Genomic DNA, 19,487 nt, shown 5'->3' with positions numbered 1-19,487 from the left:
GTACCGTCTCGTCAGATCATGCCGGACGGTCGTCGTCCTCGCCTGCCCCGCCCGGCACTTCGGCAAGCCCGTGGCGCGCCGCGGCCTGTTCCCGGGCGATGCGCCGGTGCTCGGCCGCCTTCTCTTCGTGGATCTTCGCCATGCGCAGGTGGTACGACGGCTCGTCCTGCTCGTAGACGTCCGGGATGCCGTCGAGGTCCTCGTCCCGCTCCTCGTCCTCCCACAGCCTGCGGTACTTGGCGTTGCGTATCTTCAGCAGGACGGTCGCGCACACGGCCGCCATCAGTGAGCCGGTCAGTACGGCCGCCTTGACCTCGTCGGTGAGCACCGCGTTGCCCTCGAAGGCGAGTTCGCCGATGAGCAGCGAGACGGTGAAGCCGATGCCGGACAGGGCGGCCACGGCGAAGATGTCGGCCCATTCGAGGTCGTCGCTGAGGGACGCCCGGGTGAAGCGGACGGTCAGCCAGGTGCCGCCGAAGATGCCGAGCGTCTTGCCGACGACGAGCCCGAGGACCACGCCGAAGGTCTCCGGCTTGGTGAACACGTCGAGGAGCGCCCCGCCTGAGACCAGTACACCGGCGTTGAACAGTGCGAACAGGGGCACAGCGAGGCCCGCCGACAGGGGCCGCACCAGGTGCTCGATGTGCTCGCCGGGCGAGTGCGCCTCGTCCTCGTGGGTGGTGCAGCGCAGCATCAGGCCCATGGCCACGCCGGCGATCGTCGCGTGGATGCCGCTGTTGTACATCAGCCCCCAGATGACCAGGGCGAGCGGGACGTACACGTACCAGCCCCGTACGCCCTTGCGCAGCAGCACCCAGAAGACGGCCAGGCCGACGACGGCCCCGCCGAGCGCGGCGAAGTCGACGCGGTCGGTGAAGAAGACCGCGATGATCAGGATCGCGAACAGGTCGTCGACGACGGCGAGCGTCAGCAGGAAGGCGCGCAGGGCGCTGGGCAGCGAGGTGCCGATGACCGCGAGCACGGCGAGCGCGAAGGCGATGTCGGTGGCGGTGGGCACGGCCCAGCCCTGGGCGGATCCGCCGCCGGTGATGTTGGTGAGGGTGTAGACGAGCGCGGGTACGGCCATCCCGCACAGCGCGGCCACGACGGGCAGGACGGCCGCCTTCGGGTCCCGCAGGTCGCCGGCGACCAGTTCGCGCTTGAGCTCGATGCCGGCGACGAAGAAGAAGACGGCGAGCAGTCCGTCGGCGGCCCAGTGCGTGACGGAGAGGTCCAGTCCGAGGGCCTCGGGGCCGAAGCTGAAGTGGCTGACGGTCTCGTAGCTGTCGCGCAGCGCAGGGACATTCACCCAGACCAGCGCGGCGACCGCGGCGATCAGCAGCAGTACACCGCCGACGGTCTCGGTCCGCAGCGCGTCCATGACGAAGGTCCGCTCGGGAAGGGACAGACGTCCGAGGACCTTGCGTCGGGCGGTGGTGCGGGGCGCGGCCACGGGGAGACCTCCGGGTGGTGGGCAGAGCTGAGCACATGCCGACCAGACTTCCCGGCGCACCTTGAGGATCTTGCCGCGCCAGTGGCGCTTTGCTTAGTTTACCTAAGATTGCCGGGTGACGCATCCGGTGGTTCCACGTTATGCGTCCGAGGGGCGCCCCGCTTTCGTGCGGGGCGCCCCTGGGACGGCTGTTCAGACGGGTGTTCCTCTGTCTGCTCAGTCCTCGTTGGGTGCGGCGGGCAGCTTGGCCTGGATGAGGTCCATGACCGTGGAGTCGGTCAGCGTGGTGACGTCTCCGAGCTGGCGGTTCTCGGCGACGTCGCGCAGCAGTCGGCGCATGATCTTGCCGGAGCGGGTCTTGGGCAGTTCCGCGACGGGCAGGATGCGCTTGGGCTTGGCGATCGGGCCGAGCGTCGCGCCGACGTGGTCGCGCAGCGCGCCCATCAGCATGTCGTCCTCGGAGGCGCTGCCACGCAGGATCACGAAGGCGACGATGGCCTGTCCGGTCGTCTCGTCGGTGGCACCGACGACGGCGGCCTCGGCGACCGCGGGGTGGGAGACGAGCGCGGACTCGACCTCGGTGGTGGAGATGTTGTGGCCGGAGACGAGCATGACGTCGTCGACCCGGCCGAGCAGCCAGATGTCGCCGTCGTCGTCCTTCTTCGCCCCGTCACCGGCGAAGTACTTGCCCTCGAAACGGGACCAGTAGGTGTCGAGGAAGCGCTGGTCGTCGCCCCAGATGGTGCGCAGCATGGACGGCCACGGCTCGGTCAGGACCAGATAGCCGCCGCCTCCGTTGGGCACCTCGTTCGCCTCGTCGTCGACCACGGTCGCCAAGATGCCGGGCAGCGGCCGCTGCGCGGAGCCGGGCTTGGTCTCGGTGACGCCGGGCAGCGGGGAGATCATCATCGCGCCCGTCTCGGTCTGCCACCAGGTGTCGACGATGGGGGTCCGGTCCGCGCCGATGTGCTTGCGGTACCAGATCCACGCCTCGGGGTTGATCGGCTCGCCCACCGAGCCCAGCACCCGCAGGCTGCTGAGGTCGAACTTGGCGGGGATGTCGTCGCCCCACTTCATGAACGTGCGGATCGCGGTCGGCGCCGTGTAGAGGATGGTGACCCCGTACTTCTGGATGATCTCCCAGAAGCGGCCCTGGTGCGGGGTGTCGGGGGTGCCCTCGTACATCACCTGGGTGGCGCCGTTGGCCAGCGGCCCGTACACGATGTACGAGTGCCCGGTCACCCAGCCGACGTCGGCCGTGCACCAGTACACGTCCGTCTCCGGCTTGAGGTCGAAGACCGCGTCGTGGGTGTAGGCGACCTGGGTGAGGTAGCCGGCGGAGGTGTGCAGGATGCCCTTCGGCTTCCCCGTGGTGCCGGAGGTGTAGAGGATGAACAGCGGGTGCTCCGCCTCGAACGCCTGCGGGGTGTGCTCGGTGGACTGCCCCTCGACGAGTTCGTGCCACCACACGTCGCGGCCGTCGGTCCAGGCGACGTCCTGGCCGGTACGGCGCACGACGAGGACGTGCTCGACGTTGTCGACGCGGTTGATGGCGTCGTCGACGGCGGGCTTCAGCGCGGACGGCTTGCCGCGCCGGTAGCCGCCGTCCGAGGTGATGACGAGCTTGGCGTCGGCGTCCTGGATGCGGGTGGCGAGCGCGTCCGCGGAGAAGCCGCCGAAGACGACGGAGTGGGTGGCGCCGATCCGGGCGCAGGCGAGCATCGCGATCGCCGTCTCCGGGATCATCGGCATGTAGATCGCGACCCGGTCGCCGGCCTGGACGCCGAGCTCCAGCAGGGCGTTCGCGGCGCGGGAGACCTCGTCCTTCAGCTCGGTGTAGGTGATCGCGCGGCTGTCGCCGGGCTCGCCCTCGAAGTGGATCGCGACCCGGTCGCCCAGGCCGGCCTCCACGTGCCGGTCCACACAGTTGTAGGCGACGTTCAGTCGGCCGTCCTTGAACCACTTCGCGAACGGCGGGTTCGACCAGTCCAGCGTCTCGGTCGGCTCGGTGGCCCAGGTCAGCCGGCGGGCCTGCTCGGCCCAGAAGCCGAGCCTGTCAGCCTTGGCCTGTTCATACGCCTCCGCCGTGACATTGGCGTGCGCGGCCAGCTCGGCGGGCGGCGCGAACCTGCGCTCCTCCTTGAGCAGGTTGGCCAGGCTTTCGTTGCTCACGACATCTCCCTTTCCAAGGGTGTCCGTTGTGTCCCAGGCCACAGCTCATCAGACCCGGGGGTCCGATGACAAGGGTCGACCTGGAATTGGTTTAGACCTGTCTGGATGGTCCACTACCCCTGTACACGGATGCCGGCCAAGGCCGGGTTCAGCCTCCTGACCTTCGTTGTGACGGCTGCCGCGGGCTGCCGGGGCAGCCATGTGTCGCCCAGGTGTCACCCACATGGGCCCCCTGCACGGTGCCCGAGCCCCCGGGTGTGCGGCCGCGGGCGGAGCCCTCGGGTGTGCGGCCGCAGGTCATGCACCCGCACACCGTTGGCCGCACCCGGATCGGGTCCGCCCGTCCGGTCACGCCCGTCCGGTCACGCCCGTCCGGTCACGCCGGGCTGGGCAGCTCCTCCGCCCCCGCCACGTGCTCGAACACCGCCTCGTCGCCGACCGTGCCGCCGAGCAGATACGCCTGCGCCTCGCCCACGTGGAAGTACATCCCGTGCAGCTCCAGCGCACCGTCCGCCAGCGCCCGCGCCACCGAGTCGTGCGCGCGCAGATGCTCCAACTGCTGGACCACGTTGGTCAGGCAGAGCTGTTCCACCGCGTCGGCCGCCGCCCGCCCGGCCAGCCGTGCCCAGGGCCGGCTGTCGTCCGCCATCCGCTCCAGGCTCGGCAGGCCGTGTCGCAGCCACCGCTTGAGGGGGGTCGGCTCGCCCCCGGGCTCGGAGCCCAGCAGCGCCTGCATGGCCCCGCACCCGGAGTGCCCGCACACCGTGATGGAGCGCACGTTCAGCACGTCCACCGCGTACTCGATCGCGGCCCCCACGGAGTCGTCGCCGCTCTCCTCGCCCGGCAGCGGCACCAGGTTGCCGACATTGCGGACGACGAAGAGGTCGCCGGGACCACTGGAGGTGATCATCGACGTCACGAGCCGGGAGTCGGCGCAGGCGAGGAAGAGCTGGGACGGCCGCTGCCCCTCCCGCGCCAACCGCGCCAATTCGTGCCGCACCAGCGGGGCGGTGTTGCGCTGGAACGCGCTGATGCCGCGGGCCAGTTCATGCGCGCTGGACGTGGCATCGGGGCCGGAAGCCGACATGGAGCCGGAGCTGGAGTCGGAGCCGGAGCCGGAGCCGTCGTCGGAGACGGTCTCGGCGTCGGAGGCGGCCTCGGCAGCGGTGCCGTCGCCCGGTTGTGTCGCTCCCTCCGGGCCGTCGGCCACGTCGGGATCCGGCCGTCTGCCCGCACCACCGCTCCGTCCGCCGCCGGACGGCATGTCGCACTGGTGGTTGCGCCAGGGCGTCCAGGGCCGGCAGCGGCATCCGGCGGACGCCGTCGGCTCGGCGGTCCTGAGCCCGGTGCGGCGGCCGGTCAGTTCGGCCGTGCCGCCCTGCGCGGTGTGTGCGTTCTGCCAGTCCTGCAGTGACTCGTACGCCGCGTGGTCCATGAACGAACCGTCCAACTCCACGACGGCGTGCGCGCCTTGGGGTACGAGATGCAGGGCCCGGCTGAGCCGAGGCACCGCGAGGAACGTCAGCTGTCCTCGTACATGTACGTGATGGACTCCTTCCTTCTCTTCGTGCGTGATACGGGTGCGGGCGAGGCGGTGCAGGGCGAGGGCGACGGCCACGGCGACGCCGAGCGCCACGCCCTCCAGGACGCCCAGGAAGACCACGCCGAGTGTGGTGGCGGCGTACACCAGTACTTCGCGGTGGCGGGTCACCGCGCGGATGTGGTGCAGGGACACCATCTGGATGCCGACGGCCATCACCAGGGCGGCGAGCGAGGCGAGCGGGATGAGGTCGAGGACCGGGACCATCAGCAGCGCGGCGACTACTACGAAAACGCCGTGCAGCATCGTGGAGTTCCGGCTCACGGCACCGGATTTCACATTCGCCGAACTTCGCACGGCCACTCCCGCGACCGGCAGTCCGCCCAGTGCTCCGGAGACGCAGTTGGCGGCGCCCTGCCCGAGCAACTCCCGGTCCAGGTCGGAGCGTCCGACCTGGGTCCGCGGTCCGGGGCGGCGGGCGACCAGCTTGTCCACGGCGACCGCGCCGAGCAGTGACTGCACGCTGCACACCAACGTGGTGGTGAACACGGCGGCGGCGATGCCGAGCACCGGCCCCTCGGGCAGTCCCGCAAGGGCGTGGCTGCGCCAGGACGGCAGGTCGACCTTGGGCAGGCTGAGCGCGGCGAGCGAGGCGGTCGCGGTGGCAGCGGCGACGGCGACGAGGGCGGCCGGGATCTTGCGGAGCAGACGGCCGGGACGGCCGGGCAGGCGCGGCCAGACCAGCAACAGGGTCAGGGTCAGCGCGCTCATCGATACGGCGGCGGGCTGCAGGGCCGCCAACTGGGCGGGCAGCGCGAGGATGTTGTCGAGGACGGAGCTCTGCGGAGTGCCGCCGAGGACGATGTGCAACTGGGCGACGGCGATGGTGACGCCGATGCCGGCGAGCATGCCGTGCACGACGGCCGGGCTGACGGCGAGGGCGGTGCGGGCCACGCGCAGACAGCCGAGGCCGAGCTGGGCGAGACCGGCGAGGACGGTGATGCCGCACGTCGTCCGCCATCCGTAGCGGTGGATCAGATCGGCGGTGACGACGGTGAGTCCGGCGGCGGGGCCGCTCACCTGGAGCGGGCAGCCGCCGAGCCGCCCGGCGACGAGTCCGCCGACGGCGGCGGCGACGAGTCCCGCCTGGAGCGGGGCGCCGGTGGCGAGGGCAATGCCCAGTGACAGGGGCAGGGCGATCAGGAAGACCGCGATCGATGCCGACAGGTCGGCGCCCGCGAGATGGAAGCGGCGGGGCGGGGCCGGCGGCGGGCTGTGCGGTTGGTGGGGGTGCTTGGTCCGGGTCTGGTCGGCGGTGCGGACTCCGGCCGATCGGGCAAGGCCGAGGGCCTGGGTGGATGCGCAGACTGACATGTTTTCCCGTCTCCTCCGGGGCGGCGCGGTCGCGATGGGGGTGGCCCCGTCGAGGTGACGGGGGCGGGTCGCGGCCATGGGTCACGGCGTGCAGCGGCGGGATGAAATCAACGCTGGGTAAACAGATCGTAATGCAGAGTAAAGGTCATGCATGGACTTTCAGTGCAAATGGTTCAGAGATTCACCCGCTGGGATGAACCGAGCATTTCATCGGCTTGTCGTACTAATTCCTTCTCGGTCCCGTGGGACCTTGGCGGCACTGTCGGCACACCCCGGCAGATCACCAGACAACGCCCGTATCGGCGTTGGCCTGAGAGAAGGAAGAAGGTGGGCGGAACATGGCCGCCAACCAGAGGATCGCCGCGGGCGCCATGGCCGCCGCGGCCTGTGCGGCGTCGCTCGCCGGTTGCGCGAGCGACGCCGACGGCTCCAAGGAAGGAGCATCCGGACCTCGGCAGGGCGCTGCCGCGCCCCAGAGCATGGTCCGCCTGATCGGCGACGGCTCCACCGCGTACACCGGCGCGCAGCCGCACCTGCCCAGACCCGAGCGGCTCAAGCCCGGTGAGAAGCCTCCGCAGTTCGTGGTGTTCTCCTGGGACGGAGCGGGCGAGGACAGCCAGAAGCTGTTCTCCCACTTCCGCAAGGTCGCCAAGGCCAACCACGCGACCATGACGTACTTCCTCAGCGGCGTGTATCTGCTGCCGGAGGAGAAGCGCGACCTCTACCGGCCCCCGCAGCACTCGCCGGGCCGCTCCGACATCGGCTTCAACGACGAGAAGGGCATCGCCGACACCGTCCGGCAGCTGCGCCTCGCCTGGCTGGAGGGCAACGAGATCGGCACCCACTTCAACGGCCACTTCTGCGGCAATGACGGCGGCGTCGGCCAGTGGTCGGTGGACGAGTGGAAGGACGAGATCACCCAGGCCAAGCAGTTCGTGAAGAACTGGAAGACCAACTCGGGCCAGACGAAGGCGCCGCCGCTGCCCTTCGACTACGACAAGGAGCTCATCGGCGCCCGCACTCCGTGTCTGGAGGGCCAGAAGAACTTCATCAAGGCGGCGAGCCAGTTGGGCTTCCGCTACGACACCAGCGGCGTCAACAACCAGCTCTGGCCGAAGAAGAGAGACGGGCTGTGGGACCTGTCGATGCAGCTCGTACCCTTCCCCGGGCACACCTACGAGCAGTTGACCATGGACTACAACTTCATGATCAACCAATCCGGCACCAAGACCCAGGGCGACCCCGACAAGTACGGCTACTGGGGCGACCAGATGCGTGACGGTCTGCTGAAGGGCTTCTACCGGGCCTACGACGGAAACCGCGCGCCCCTGGTCATCGGCAACCACTTCGAGCACTGGAACGGCGGCACCTATATGCGTGCCGTCGACGAGGTCGTCGAGCAGGTCTGCAACAAGCCCGAGGTGCGCTGCGTCTCCTTCCGGCAGCTCGCCGACTGGCTGGACGCCCAGGATCCGCAGACCCTGTCGAAGCTGCGCACCCTGGAGGTCGGCAAGGCCCCCAGGCAGGGCTGGGCGTCCTTCCTGTCGAACCGCTCCGCCCCGGCCCCGAAGGGGGCGCCGGGGGCACCGGCGCTCGGGCGGTAGCCGTCGGACGGGCAGCAGCCGTCAGACAGGGGTGGCGACACCCTCGCTGAGCACGAACCCGGGGTCGATCTGTGCCGCCAGGTCGGCCCCGGTGCGCTCATTGCCCCACGAGTGGGCGTTCTTCAGGTGGAAGTGCACCATTTGGCGCGTGTAGCGCTCCCAGTCCCGCAGGTCGTACGTCGCGTCGGCGGCGACCCGAAGGGTGCGCAGGGCGCGGCTGTTGGCGTCCTCCAGGAGCTCGAACCGCGGCGGCCGGCCCTTCTCCATGGCGCGCACCCAGTCGGAGTGCCCCACGGTCACGAGCAGGTCGTCCCCGACCTCCGCGCGCAGGAAGTCGATGTCGTCCTGCCCCTGCACCTTGTTGCCGACGACCTTCATGACCACACCGAAGTCCTGGGCGTACTCCTTGTACTGGCGATAGACGGAGACCCCCTTCCGGGTCGGCTCGGCCACGAGGAACGTGATGTCGAAGCGGGTGAACATGCCGGACGCGAAGGAGTCCGAGCCCGCCGTCATGTCGACCACGACATACTCGTCGGGGCCGTCGACCAGGTGGTTCAGGAACAGCTCCACCGCTCCCGTCTTGGAGTGGTAGCAGGCGACTCCCAGGTCGGCGTCGGTGAAGGAGCCGGTGACCATCAAACGGACGGCGCCGCCGTCGAGTTCCACCGGCCGCGCGCAGGCGTCGTACACCGGATTGGGCTCCCGCACCCGGACCAGTCGCGAACCCTCGCCGGGCGGGGTCGTCTTGATCATCGTCGCGGTGGAGGCGATGCGTGGGTTGGAACCGCGCAGGTACTCCTTGATCAGCGTCAGTCGCTGGCCCATCGCGGGCAGTGCGGCCGTCTGTGCGTCGTCGAGGCCGAGCGCGGGGCCCAGGTGCTGGTTGATGTCGGCGTCGATGGCGACGACCGGCGCGCCGGCGGCCGTCAGGTGGCGGATGAAGAGGGAGGAGAGCGTGGTCTTGCCGCTGCCGCCCTTCCCGACGAAAGCAATTTTCATGTTCACAAAGAGTAGTGGCCCGATTGCTCTGCGTGGCAGGTCGAGTGAAGAAGACCACTCCTTCGTGGGGTGGCACCGCGGGGTGCGTAATGTCGTACTCATGAGTACGACAGGCGCGACTTCCGATCCGCTCACAGCCTTGGGCTCGCTACCCGGTGTGGCCGAGTCCGTGGAGTCCGTGCGCAAGGCCGTGGACCGGGTCTACGGGCACCGGATCATGCGACGCCGCAGCAATGAGATCACCTCCGAGGCGGCCCTGCGCGGCGCCCGGGGTTCCGCGGCGCTGTCCGGTGCCGACTGGGCCCTGGAGGAGGTGCGGCGGCGCACCGACTTCAGTGGCGACGACGAGGCACGCGTCGTGGGCGCGGCCCTGCGGCTGACCGCCGAGGCGGGCCAACTGCTGTCCATCTGGCGGCAGTCGCCCCTGCGGGTGCTGGCCCGGCTGCACATGGTGGCGGCCGCGGGCACCGGCGACGAGGTCGGTCGGCCCCGCGGGAACGGCGAGCCGGTCGACGAGCCCCTGGTCGAGCTGGCGTTGCCGGACGCGGACGAGGTGTCCGGACGGCTGGAGGGCCTCTCTCGGCTGATCATCGCGGGGAGTTCCGCGCCCGCGCTGGTGACGGCGGCCGTCGTGCACGGCGAGCTGCTCGCGCTGCGTCCCTTCGCCTCCCACAACGGTCTGGTGGCGCGCGCCGCCGAGCGGATCGTCCTGATCGGCAGCGGTCTGGACCCGAAGTCGGTCTGCCCGGCCGAGGTCGGGCACGCGGAGCTGGGCCGCGCGCCGTATCTGGCGGCGCTCGACAGCTATGTCGCCGGCACTCCGGAGGGCATGGCCGCCTGGATCGCGCACTGCGGCCGGGCGGTCGAACTGGGTGCGCGCGAGTCCACGGCGGTGTGCGAGGCGCTGCAGCGCGGCGCCGCCTGAGAAGGCCGGGAAAAGGGTTGCGGCGGTACGAGTTTTCGTACCGCCGCTGGCATGCGCGCCGAGTTACCAAGCGTCCTCGATATATTGCCCATCAGGTCGGGTACTTTGCCCGTCACCTGGTGTGGCTGGCCCGTAATCGACGGGTCGACGTCGCGTGGGTGCCCGGTGTTCATGCGTCGGTCCGTGGGCCAAATGCGTTTTAAAGGTGATCCTTTCGGATGTCCTTTGGTCTCGCGGGCCGTTAAATCCTTTGTACTGCAAGCCCGGAGCAAGCGGAACCCCTGGCTGCAGCTCTTTACTTTTGGGGCAAATGTGCGTTAAACGGGCACCGATATGCCGAACCAATCCGGAGTGGCGGTGAAATCCCAGGTCAGGCGACCGAGCTCCGGCGTCGGCTGGCGTACCAGACGAGACCCGCGGTGGCGGCCGCGGCACCTATGGCGGCCGCCGCGACCAGCGCCGGCCGCGGCGGTATGGAGAGCACGGGGAGCCGCTGCTTGAGCCGGACCGGGCGGTGGAAGTCCAGAATCGGCCACCCGCGCGAGAGTGCCTCACGGCGCAGGGTCCGGTCCGGGTTCACCGCATGCGGATGCCCGACCGTCCTGAGCATCGGCAGGTCGGTCGCCGAGTCGCTGTAGGCGTAGCAGCGCTCCAGGTCGTAGCCCTCGGACTCGGCGAGCTCCTTGACCGCCTCGGCCTTGGTCGGGCCGTACGCGTAGTACTCCACTTCTCCGGTGAAGCAGCCGTCGTCGCCCACGACCATGCGGGTGGCCACCACCCGGTCGGCGCCGAGCAGCTCGCCGATCGGCTCGACCACCTCGGCTCCCGACGTGGACACGATCACGACGTCGCGGCCGGCCCGGTGGTGCTCCTCGATGAGGGAGGCGGCCTCGTCGTAGATGATCGGGTCGATCAGGTCGTGCAGGGTCTCGGCGACGATTTCCTTCACCTGCTGGACGTTCCAGCCGCGGCACAGCGCGGACAGGTACTCGCGGGTGCGCTCCATCTGGTCGTGGTCCATGCCGCCGACCAGGAAGACGAACTGGGCATAGGCGGTACGCAAGGCCGCCCTGCGGTTGATCAGTCCGCCTTGGTAGAACGACTTGCTGAACGTGAGCGTGCTCGACTTCGCAATGACCGTCTTGTCCAGGTCAAAGAAGGCCGCTGTGCGGGGCAAGGAGTGGTTTTCCACGACCCAGAGCATAGGCGCCCACCATTCGGCGTAAGGTGGGGCGCGTGGGTTTGCCTGAGAGGGCTCTCGGGTACACCATGGAAGTCACGGATCGTTCGCGACCGTGCTAACCCGGCCCGACTCCTCCCCCCCCGAGTCGGCCGTGGGGACGACCCCCGCTCTCCCCCCCGGCGGGGGTCGTCGCATGTCCGGGTGGGTTTTCCCCGTTCTCCAGGCGGTCGCGAGACCGCGGCAGGGCGGCTTCGGCCGCCTCTCAAGTCTGCGCATGATTCGTCACCGAGTGTAGTCGAGACGCTGCTCTGCGGAAGTCGCACAGGGGACCGTGCGGGGGTCACCGGTATGGGCGACAGCGATATTCACAGCCGCTGAGTTGTCCACAGTTTTCCACCAAGATCCACACGATTTCCGGGATCGCTGCACTGTGATTCCAACGCGCAACGCTCGCGGCGAGTTCATGGCCGGTTCCGTTTGTCGGGGCGCGTATGGCCGGTTCGTATCGGCCGTTCATATGGAGGCCGGATGCCGGTTCTTCACACGTCCGGGAATCGCGTGGCCGCAGAGGGCTGCGCGGGACATGCAGCGAAGGGGGAGCACACGTGGCCGGAACCGTCACTCACGATCCGCCGCCCGACACCCAAGGGCGTCCGGGACGGCCGCTGATCATCACCGAGGACGCCGGGCTTCTCGACGATCTGCTGCGCCTGTGCGCGGCGGCCGGCGCGACACCCGAGGTCCACCACGGGGTACCGGAACCCAGAGGCACCTGGGAGGCGGCGCCGCTCGTCCTGGTCGGTGATGATGCGGCGCGGCGCGTGCGCGGGGCCGCGCGCCGACGAGGAGTGGTCCTGGTGGGCCGCGACCAGGACGACTCGGGGGTATGGAAACGGGCCGTCGAGATCGGCGCGGACCACGTCCTGATGCTCCCCGACGGCGAACAGTGGCTGGTGGACCGCATCGCCGACGTCGCCGAGGGCGTCGGCCGCCCGGCGCTCACCGTGGGCGTCATCGGGGGCCGCGGCGGGGCCGGCGCCTCCACGCTCGCCTGCGCGCTCGCCGTCACCTCGGCGCGCGAGGGACTGCGCACCCTGCTCGTGGACGCGGATCCGCTGGGCGGCGGACTCGATGTACTCCTCGGCGGTGAGACGGCCGAGGGCCTCCGCTGGCCCGCCTTCGCCGCCTCGCGCGGCCGGGTCGGCGGCGGCGCCCTGGAGGAGTCGCTGCCCCGGATCCACTCCCTGAGGGTGCTCAGCTGGGACCGCGGTGACTGTGTCGCCATCCCGCCCCCGGCGGTGCGGGCGGTCCTCGCGGCCGCCCGGCGGCGTGGCGGCACGGTGGTCGTCGATCTGCCGAGGCGCCTGGACGACGGGGTCGCCGAGGCCCTCGCCCAGCTCGACCTCGCGCTCCTCGTCGTCCCCGCCGAGCTGCGCGCCGTCGCGGCGGCAGGACGGGTGGCGTCCGCCGTCGGCATGGTCCTGCGCGACCTGCGGGTGGCGGTACGGGGACCGTACGCACCGGGTCTGGACGACCGCGAGGTGGCCAGACTGCTCGGGCTGCCGCTGGCCGGAGAGGTGCCCGTCGAATCGGGACTGCTGCGTCCGTACGAGACAGGGAAACCGCCCGGAGCCGCCGGCCGCGGGCCGCTGGCGCGGTTCTGCAAGGGCTTCTGGGAGCGGACGCTGGTGGAGGCGGGTGGCGTCGCATGAGGACGCTGCCCGGACCCGGGCTCGATCCGGCGGACGGCCCGGAACTGCTCGACGGTGTACGGCGGTGGCTGGTCGAGAGCGGCGCCGAACCGACACCCGCGCGCGTGGCCCAGGCGCTGCGAGAACAGGGGCGGGTGCTCGGCGACGCCGAAGTCCTCGGCGCGGCCGCCCGATTACGGTCCGAACTGGTCGGCAGCGGGCCACTGGAGCCGCTGCTCGCCGACCCGTCGGTCACCGACGTCCTGGTGTCGGCCCCGGACCGGGTGTGGGTGGACCGCGGCGGCGGCCTCGAGCTGACCTCGGTGACCTTCCCCGACGCGGCGGCGGTACGACGCCTCGCACAGCGCCTGGCCGCGGTGGCCGGACGCCGGCTGGACGACGCGCGGCCCTGGGCGGACGCCCGGCTGCCCGACGGGACCCGGCTGCACGCGGTGCTGCCCCCGGTGGCCGTCGGCTGCACCTGTCTGGCCCTGCGGGTCGTACGGCCGCGGGCGTTCACGCTCGACGAACTGGTGACGGCGGGCACGGTGCCGCCCGGCGGGGACCGCGTCCTCGGCGCGCTGCTGCGGGCGCGGCTGTCCTTCCTGATCAGCGGCGGCACCGGCAGCGGCAAGACGACCCTGCTGAGCGCGCTGCTCGGGCTCGTCGGACCGGGCGAACGCATCGTGCTCGCCGAGGACTCGGCGGAGCTGCGGCCGGATCACCCGCACGTCGTACGGCTGGAGACCAGACCCGCCAACCAGGAGGGCGCGGGCCTGGTCACCCTTGAGGACCTGGTGCGGCAGGCACTGCGGATGCGGCCCGACCGGCTGGTCGTGGGCGAGGTGCGCGGAGCCGAGGTGGTCCATCTCCTGGCCGCGCTCAACACCGGTCACGAAGGCGGCTGCGGCACGGTCCACGCCAACGCCGCCGCGGATGTACCGGCCCGCCTGGAGGCCCTCGGCACCGCAGCCGGGCTCGACCGGGCCGCCCTGCACAGCCAGTTGGCGGCCGCGCTGTCGGTGGTGCTGCACCTCGTGCGGGACCGGACCGGCCGACGGCGGATCGCCGAGGTGCATGTGCTGGAGCGGGATCCCACGGGCCTGGTGCGGACGGTACCGGCGCTGCGCTGGGGCACGCGGGCGTTCGAGCGGGAGCGGGGCTGGGAGCGCCTGCGGGGGCTGCTGGGCGACGACGGCGGCAGCTGGGCCGACGACCAGGTCGACAGCTTCGACAGATGGGGCGGCGGCGAGGGAAGCGACGGAAGTGGTGGCTGAGATGGGTGAGATGGGTGAGATGTCGATGAGTGCTGCCGTGGCGTGCGCCGGTGCGGCCGTCTGGCTGATGGGTGGACGGCACCGGGAAGCCCGGCGGGCGAGGCTGCTCCTTGCCGGTGGCGGGGCGGTGGGGACCGGACCGTCCCCGTGGGAGCAGGCCATGGGTGAACTGCGGCGGCTTCGCGGCCGGTTGCGGGGCGAGTGGTGGTCACTGGCCGCGGGGCTGGTGCTGGCGCTGCTGGGCGCCTCGGTGATTCCGGTCGTCGCGGGGGCGGCCGGGGTGCCGGTGCTGCGGCGGCTGCGGCTGGCCAGGGAGGCGGGGCGGGCCCGGGAGCGACGCGGGGACGCGGTGATCGCGCTGTGTGGCGTGCTCGCCGGGGAGGTGCGTGCCGGGCGGCAGCCGGGGGAGGCGCTGCTGCGGGCCGAGCGGGACTCCGGCGGGCTCGCGGACGCACAGGCGGCGGTGCTCGCGGCGGCCAGGTTCGGCGGGGACGTACCGGGCGCCCTCGCCGCGGCGGCCCGGCACCCGGGCGCCGAGGGGCTGTTGGGGCTCGCGGCCTGCTGGCGGGTGGCCGTGGACCAGGGCGCCGGGCTCGCGGCCGGCCTCGACCGGCTCGACGGGGCCCTGCGCGCCGAACGGGACCAGCGCGCCGACCTGCGCGCCCAGTTGGCGGGCGCTCGGGCGACGGCGGTGATGCTCGCGGCACTGCCCGTACTGGGCCTGCTCCTCGGTACGGCCATGGGCGCCGACCCGCTGCACGTGCTGCTGCACACCGGGGCCGGCCTGGGCTGCCTGGTGGTCGGCGGGGTGCTGGAGGCCGTCGGCCTGTGGTGGGCGGCGCGGATCGTGCGGGGAGCGGAGGCGGTATGAGCGCTCAGCTTGTCCACAGCCTGGGGACGGTCGCGGTCGCGGTCGCGGTGCTGCTCCTCGGCTGGCCGGTACGGCGGTTCGAGGCGGCACGGCGCGGACGGCGGGTGCGGCGACGGCTGGCCGGGCTGGTGGCTTCGAAGGCACCGGACACCGGGACGCCCTTCGAGGTGCGGGGCGTCGTACGGCGGTGGCTGCCCGTGGCCGGGGTGGTGGGCGCCGGGTGGGCGCTGGTCGGCGGGCCGGCCGGGATGGCGGTGGGGCTGGGAGCCGCCGCGGGGCTGTGGCGTTGGCGGCACCGGCAGGAGGAAGCGGGCCGGGCGGAGGAGTTGGATGCCGCTCAAGCCGCGCGCCAACTCCCGCTCGCCGCGGACCTTCTGGCGGCCTGCATCGCGGCCGGTGCCGGTCCGGTGATCGCCGCCCAGGCCGTCGGTGACGCCCTCGCGGGGCCTGTCGGACAAGGGCTGGCAAGGGGCGCCGTGGAGGTGCGGCTCGGCAGTGAACCGGCGGACGCCTGGCGGCGGTTGGCGTCGCTGCCCGGCGCCGGTGCCCTGGCCCGGCTCCTGGAGCGCGCTGACGAATCGGGGCTCCCGGCGGCCGGTCCCGTCGCACGGCTCGCCGCGGACGCCCGCGCGGACTGGGCACGCACCGCGACGGCACGGGCCCGCCGTGCGGCCGTCATGGTCACCGCGCCGGTCGGGCTGTGCTTCCTGCCCGCCTTCATCGCGGTCGGTGTGCTGCCCGTGGTGATCGGGTTGGCGGGCGGAGTGGTGGGAGGGGGTGGTCGATGACCGGGCCGATAGACGAATCCACGTGGTCAACCGAGTTGCAATGCGAAGGAGTGCAGATGAATGAGAAGGCCAGGAAGGTACGGGCGTGGTGGCAGGCGCGGCGGTGCCGGGACGCGGGCATGGTCACGTCCGAGTACGCGATGGGGATCGTCGCGGCGGTCGGATTCGCCCTGCTGCTCTACGAGGTCGTGACGAGCGGGCAGGTCAGGGCGGAGCTGCAGGCCATCGTGAAACGAGCCCTCAGTGCCCGGATGTGAGCGAGGGGAGCGCCGGGACGCGGGGTTCGTGACCGCGGAGGCGGCCGTGGTGCTGCCCGTGCTGGTGGCGTTCACGATGGCGCTGGTCTGTGGGCTGCTCGTGGTGGCGGCGCAGATCCAGTGCGTGGACGCGGCGCGCACGGGCGCCCGGGCTGCCGCCCGCCAGGATCCGGCCGACGCGGTCGTGGCGGTCACCCGTGAGGCGGCACCGCACGGCGCGAAGGTCACGGTGGCCCGGGAGGGGGACCGGGTCCGGGTGACGGTGGTGGCCGATCCGCCGCTGCTGCCCGGCCTGCCCTTCGAAGTACGGGAGGAGGCCGTGGCGTCGGCGGAGGACGCGGTGACCGCGGGGCCGACGGGCGGCGGGGCGGAGGCTGGGCGATGAGTCGCCGCCTGGGGAGATGGGCCTCGTGCCGCTTCTCGGACCGAGGGTCGGCCACCGTCTGGAGCATCGGTGCGATCGCCGTCCTGTGCGTCGTGTTCGGCGTGCTGCTCGCCCTGGGGCATGCCGTGGTCGCCCGGCACCGTGCGGCGGGCGGTGCGGATCTCGCGGCGCTCGCGGCGGCGGACCACTGGGCCGAGGGCACCACGGCGGCCTGCGCTCGCGCCGAGCGGGTGGCGGTGGCGCAGGGCACCCGGCTGGTGCGCTGTGCCGTCGTGGGCGACACGTCGGACGTGACGGCGTCCTCCGGGCAGGGGCCTTTCACGGCGGAGGTCAGATCGCGGGCGGGACCTGCGGGACCGGCCCCTGCTCCGCCCCCTCCTCCGGCTCCTGCTCGGCCTTCTCCTCCGGCTCCTGCTGGGGCCCTTCCTCCGGATCCTCCCCGGCCTTCTCCTCCGGCGCCCCCCGCAACAGCACCGTGAGCAGGCGCACGGCCCCCCGCTTGTGCAACGGATCGTTGCCGTTGCCGCACTTGGGGGACTGGATGCAGGACGGGCAGCCGGCGTCGCACTCGCAGGAGGCGATGGCCTGGCGGGTGGCCGTGAGCCACTCGCGGGCGGTGTGGAAGGCGCGCTCCGCGAAGCCCGCACCGCCCGGGTGGCCGTCGTACACGAAGACCGTCGGCAGGAGGGTGTCGGGATGGAGCGGCACCGACACGCCGCCGATGTCCCAGCGGTCGCAGGTGGCGAAGAGGGGCAGCATGCCGATGGAGGCGTGCTCGGCGGCGTGCAGGGAGCCGCCGAGGATCTCCGGGTTGATCCGGGCCTCGTCCAGCTGGTCCTCGGTGACCGTCCACCACACGGCGCGGGTGCGAAGGGTGCGCGGCGGGAGGTCGAGCTTGGTCTCGCCCAGTACCTCGCCCGTGATGACACGCCGGCGCAGGAAGGAGACGACCTGGTTGGTGACCTCGACCGAGCCGTAGCACAGGCGTCCCGCGCCCCAGGGGAGCTCGACGTCCGTCTCCAGGACGGAGATCGAGGTCGTGTCGCGGGCGACCGTCGAATAGGGCGGGTCCGCCTGCTCGACCAGGGCGACCGAGTCCTCCAGGTCGAGGGAGCGCACCAGGTACGTACGGCCCTGGTGCAGGTGCACCGCGCCCTCGTGGACGGTGGAGTGCGCGGCGCCCGCGTCCACCGTGCCGAGGAGGCGTCCTGTGCCCTCCTCGACGACCTGCACCGGCCGGCCGCCCCCGCCGCGGATGTCGGTCAGGTCGGCGGCCCGCTCCCGGCGCGTCCAGTGCCAGGCCTTCGTGCGGCGGCGCAGCAGCTTCGCGGCCTCCAGCTGCGGCAGCAGCTCCGCGCAGGCGGGGCCGAACAGCTCCAGGTCGTCCTCGGTCAGCGGAAGCTCCGCGGCGGCCGCGCACAGGTGCGGGGCCAGGACGTACGGGTTGTCGGGGTCGAGGACCGTGGATTCCACCGGTTGGTCGAACAGGGCCTCGGGATGGTGGACGAGGAAGGTGTCCAGCGGGTCGTCGCGGGCGACCAGCACTGCCAGGGCGCCCTGCCCGGAGCGGCCCGCCCGGCCCGCCTGCTGCCACAGGGACGCGCGCGTGCCGGGGTACCCGGCGATCAGTACGGCGTCGAGCCCCGAGACGTCCACGCCGAGCTCCAGGGCTGTTGTCGCGGCCAGGCCGAGGAGCTCACCGGAGTGCAGGGCGCGTTCCAGGGCGCGGCGCTCCTCGGGGAGGTAGCCGCCGCGGTAGGCCGCGACACGCCGGGCCAGGGAGCGGTCGACCTCGGCCAGCCGTTCCTGGGCGATGACGGAGATCAGCTCGGCGCCGCGCCGGGAGCGTACGAAGGCGACCGAGCGCACGCCCTGCACGGTGAGGTCGGTCAGCAGGTCGGCCGTCTCGGCGGTGGCCGTGCGGCGGACCGGCGCGCCCTTCTCGCCGTGCAGCTCGGTGAGCGGGGGCTCCCACAGGGCGAACACCAGTTCCCCGCGTGGGGAGGCGTCGTCGGCGACCTCGGTCACCGGAAGGCCGATGAGGCGGCGGGCGGCCACGGAGGGCTCCGCGGCGGTCGCGGAGGCCAGCAGGAAGACGGGCGACGCGCCGTAGCGCTGACACAGACGGCGTAGTCGGCGCAGAACTTGTGCCACGTGCGAGCCGAAGACGCCCCGATAGGTGTGGCACTCGTCGATCACGACGTACTTGAGCGCCTTCAGGAAGGAGGACCAGCGCGGGTGCGAGGGCAATATGCCGCGGTGGAGCATGTCGGGGTTGGTGAGGACGTAGTTGGCGTACTGGCGGACCCATTCGCGTTCTTCCACCGGCGTGTCGCCGTCGTACACGGCGGCCCGGACCGCGGTGCCCAGCGGGTGTGAAAGTTCCTTCACCGAACGGCACTGGTCGGCCGCGAGGGCCTTGGTGGGAGCCAGGTACAGGGCGGTGGCGCCGCGGCCGTTCGGGGCCTTTGAGCCGTCCAGGAGCGTCGACAGGACGGGCACGAGATACGCCAGGGACTTGCCCGACGCCGTGCCCGTGGCGACCACCACCGAGTCGCCGTCCAGGGCGTGCTCGGCGGCGAGTGCCTGGTGCGCCCAGGGGTGCTCGATACCGGCCGACTGCACCGCCGCGATCACTTCCGGGCGAATCCGGTGCGGCCAGACGGCATGGCGACCCTCGCGCGGGGGCAAGTGCTCCGTATGAGTGATGCGCGAGGCCCGGCTCGGTCCGGAGGCGAGCCGGTCCAGGACCGTGCCCGGAGCGAGGCGGGTTGCGGTGTCCGTCGGGGATCGATCGGATCGGTGATTCTTGGCCATTGGCACCGAGTGTGTCACTGGCGTGACGGACAATGGGGCCAAGGCGTCGTGCACGCCTGCCGGTAAGTGATTGAATGCCATCGCGGCTGGCGTACGTCCCGGGGGCCGCAAGCCGAGGTGTCCCGAGGGGCGACCGCTCGATAGCAAG

The 19,487-nt window shown here is 71.7% G+C and carries 14 protein-coding genes and 1 pseudogene; 9 read left to right on the top strand and 6 right to left on the bottom strand.

What is annotated here, in order from left to right; genetic code table 11:
* Positions 1-16 precede the first annotated feature (16 nt).
* The 3 genes from nhaA to ACFY1J_RS28390 all read right to left on the bottom strand — a co-directional run bounded on the left by nhaA (position 17) and on the right by ACFY1J_RS28390 (position 6,539).
* On the bottom strand, positions 17-1,453 hold the full coding sequence (gene nhaA, locus ACFY1J_RS28400; protein ID WP_390711735.1) for a Na+/H+ antiporter NhaA: 1,437 nt from the start codon (positions 1,451-1,453) through the stop codon (positions 17-19).
* A gap of 216 nt (positions 1,454-1,669) precedes the next feature.
* The gene (acs, locus tag ACFY1J_RS28395; protein WP_390732212.1) at positions 1,670-3,667 is read right to left on the bottom strand and encodes an acetate--CoA ligase; all 1,998 of its coding nucleotides are present in this window, start codon (positions 3,665-3,667) and stop codon (positions 1,670-1,672) included.
* A 334-nt stretch (positions 3,668-4,001) separates the two neighbouring features.
* Entirely contained in the window at positions 4,002-6,539 is a 2,538-nt protein-coding gene (locus ACFY1J_RS28390) for a bifunctional SulP family inorganic anion transporter/carbonic anhydrase (RefSeq protein ID WP_390732211.1), read from the bottom strand.
* A gap of 338 nt (positions 6,540-6,877) precedes the next feature.
* Here ACFY1J_RS28390 and ACFY1J_RS28385 point away from each other — a divergent pair, with 338 nt between their 5' ends.
* Positions 6,878-8,143, top strand: a complete 1,266-nt coding sequence (locus tag ACFY1J_RS28385) for a hypothetical protein (protein WP_390711732.1) — start codon at positions 6,878-6,880, stop codon at positions 8,141-8,143.
* A 21-nt stretch (positions 8,144-8,164) separates the two neighbouring features.
* Here the strand turns inward: ACFY1J_RS28385 and ACFY1J_RS28380 are convergent, their stop codons facing one another.
* A complete protein-coding gene (locus tag ACFY1J_RS28380; RefSeq protein WP_390732210.1) occupies positions 8,165-9,145 on the bottom strand; it encodes an ATP-binding protein in 981 nt (326 codons plus the stop codon).
* 100 nt (positions 9,146-9,245) lie between these two features.
* Here ACFY1J_RS28380 and ACFY1J_RS28375 point away from each other — a divergent pair, with 100 nt between their 5' ends.
* Positions 9,246-10,070: an oxidoreductase gene (locus ACFY1J_RS28375; RefSeq protein WP_390732209.1), complete on the top strand. Its 825-nt coding sequence runs from the start codon at positions 9,246-9,248 to the stop codon at positions 10,068-10,070.
* Positions 10,071-10,440: 370 nt separating this feature from the next.
* On the opposite strand, the gene ACFY1J_RS28370 is transcribed toward ACFY1J_RS28375, so the two are convergent.
* Entirely contained in the window at positions 10,441-11,274 is an 834-nt protein-coding gene (locus ACFY1J_RS28370) for an HAD family hydrolase (RefSeq protein ID WP_390711729.1), read from the bottom strand.
* A 584-nt stretch (positions 11,275-11,858) separates the two neighbouring features.
* Between ACFY1J_RS28370 and ssd the strand changes: the two genes are divergently transcribed.
* The 7 genes and pseudogenes from ssd to ACFY1J_RS28335 all read left to right on the top strand — a co-directional run.
* Positions 11,859-12,965, top strand: coding sequence for a septum site-determining protein Ssd (gene ssd / locus ACFY1J_RS28365; protein ID WP_390711728.1), 1,107 nt, complete (start codon positions 11,859-11,861; stop codon positions 12,963-12,965).
* Positions 12,962-14,221: a TadA family conjugal transfer-associated ATPase gene (locus ACFY1J_RS28360; protein WP_390711727.1), complete on the top strand. Its 1,260-nt coding sequence runs from the start codon at positions 12,962-12,964 to the stop codon at positions 14,219-14,221. Before ssd ends, ACFY1J_RS28360 begins: the two co-directional genes overlap by 4 nt.
* Position 14,222: 1 nt before the next feature.
* On the top strand, positions 14,223-15,092 hold the full coding sequence (locus tag ACFY1J_RS28355; RefSeq protein ID WP_390711726.1) for a type II secretion system F family protein: 870 nt from the start codon (positions 14,223-14,225) through the stop codon (positions 15,090-15,092).
* On the top strand, positions 15,089-15,880 hold the full coding sequence (locus tag ACFY1J_RS28350) for a type II secretion system F family protein (protein WP_390732208.1): 792 nt from the start codon (positions 15,089-15,091) through the stop codon (positions 15,878-15,880). The genes ACFY1J_RS28355 and ACFY1J_RS28350 overlap by 4 nt, the downstream gene beginning before the upstream one ends.
* A 56-nt stretch (positions 15,881-15,936) precedes the next feature.
* On the top strand, positions 15,937-16,137 hold the full coding sequence (locus ACFY1J_RS28345; protein ID WP_390711724.1) for a DUF4244 domain-containing protein: 201 nt from the start codon (positions 15,937-15,939) through the stop codon (positions 16,135-16,137).
* 28 nt (positions 16,138-16,165) lie between these two features.
* Positions 16,166-16,522, top strand: coding sequence for a TadE family type IV pilus minor pilin (locus ACFY1J_RS28340; protein ID WP_390711723.1), 357 nt, complete (start codon positions 16,166-16,168; stop codon positions 16,520-16,522).
* Positions 16,519-16,899: pseudogene (locus tag ACFY1J_RS28335) on the top strand (Rv3654c family TadE-like protein); the annotation flags it as partial. The gene ACFY1J_RS28340 and the pseudogene ACFY1J_RS28335, both read left to right, overlap by 4 nt.
* On the opposite strand, the gene ACFY1J_RS28330 reads toward ACFY1J_RS28335, so the two are convergent.
* A complete protein-coding gene (locus tag ACFY1J_RS28330) occupies positions 16,853-19,420 on the bottom strand; it encodes a DEAD/DEAH box helicase (protein WP_390711722.1) in 2,568 nt (855 codons plus the stop codon). The pseudogene ACFY1J_RS28335 and the gene ACFY1J_RS28330 overlap by 47 nt on opposite strands.
* Positions 19,421-19,487 lie beyond the last annotated feature (67 nt).

Source organism: Streptomyces sp. NPDC001406 (genome assembly GCF_042895285.1).
Lineage (GTDB): Bacteria > Actinomycetota > Actinomycetes > Streptomycetales > Streptomycetaceae > Streptomyces.
The sequence above is the reverse complement of the archived record's forward strand: the minus strand, read 5'-3'. Positions and strand labels throughout refer to the sequence as shown.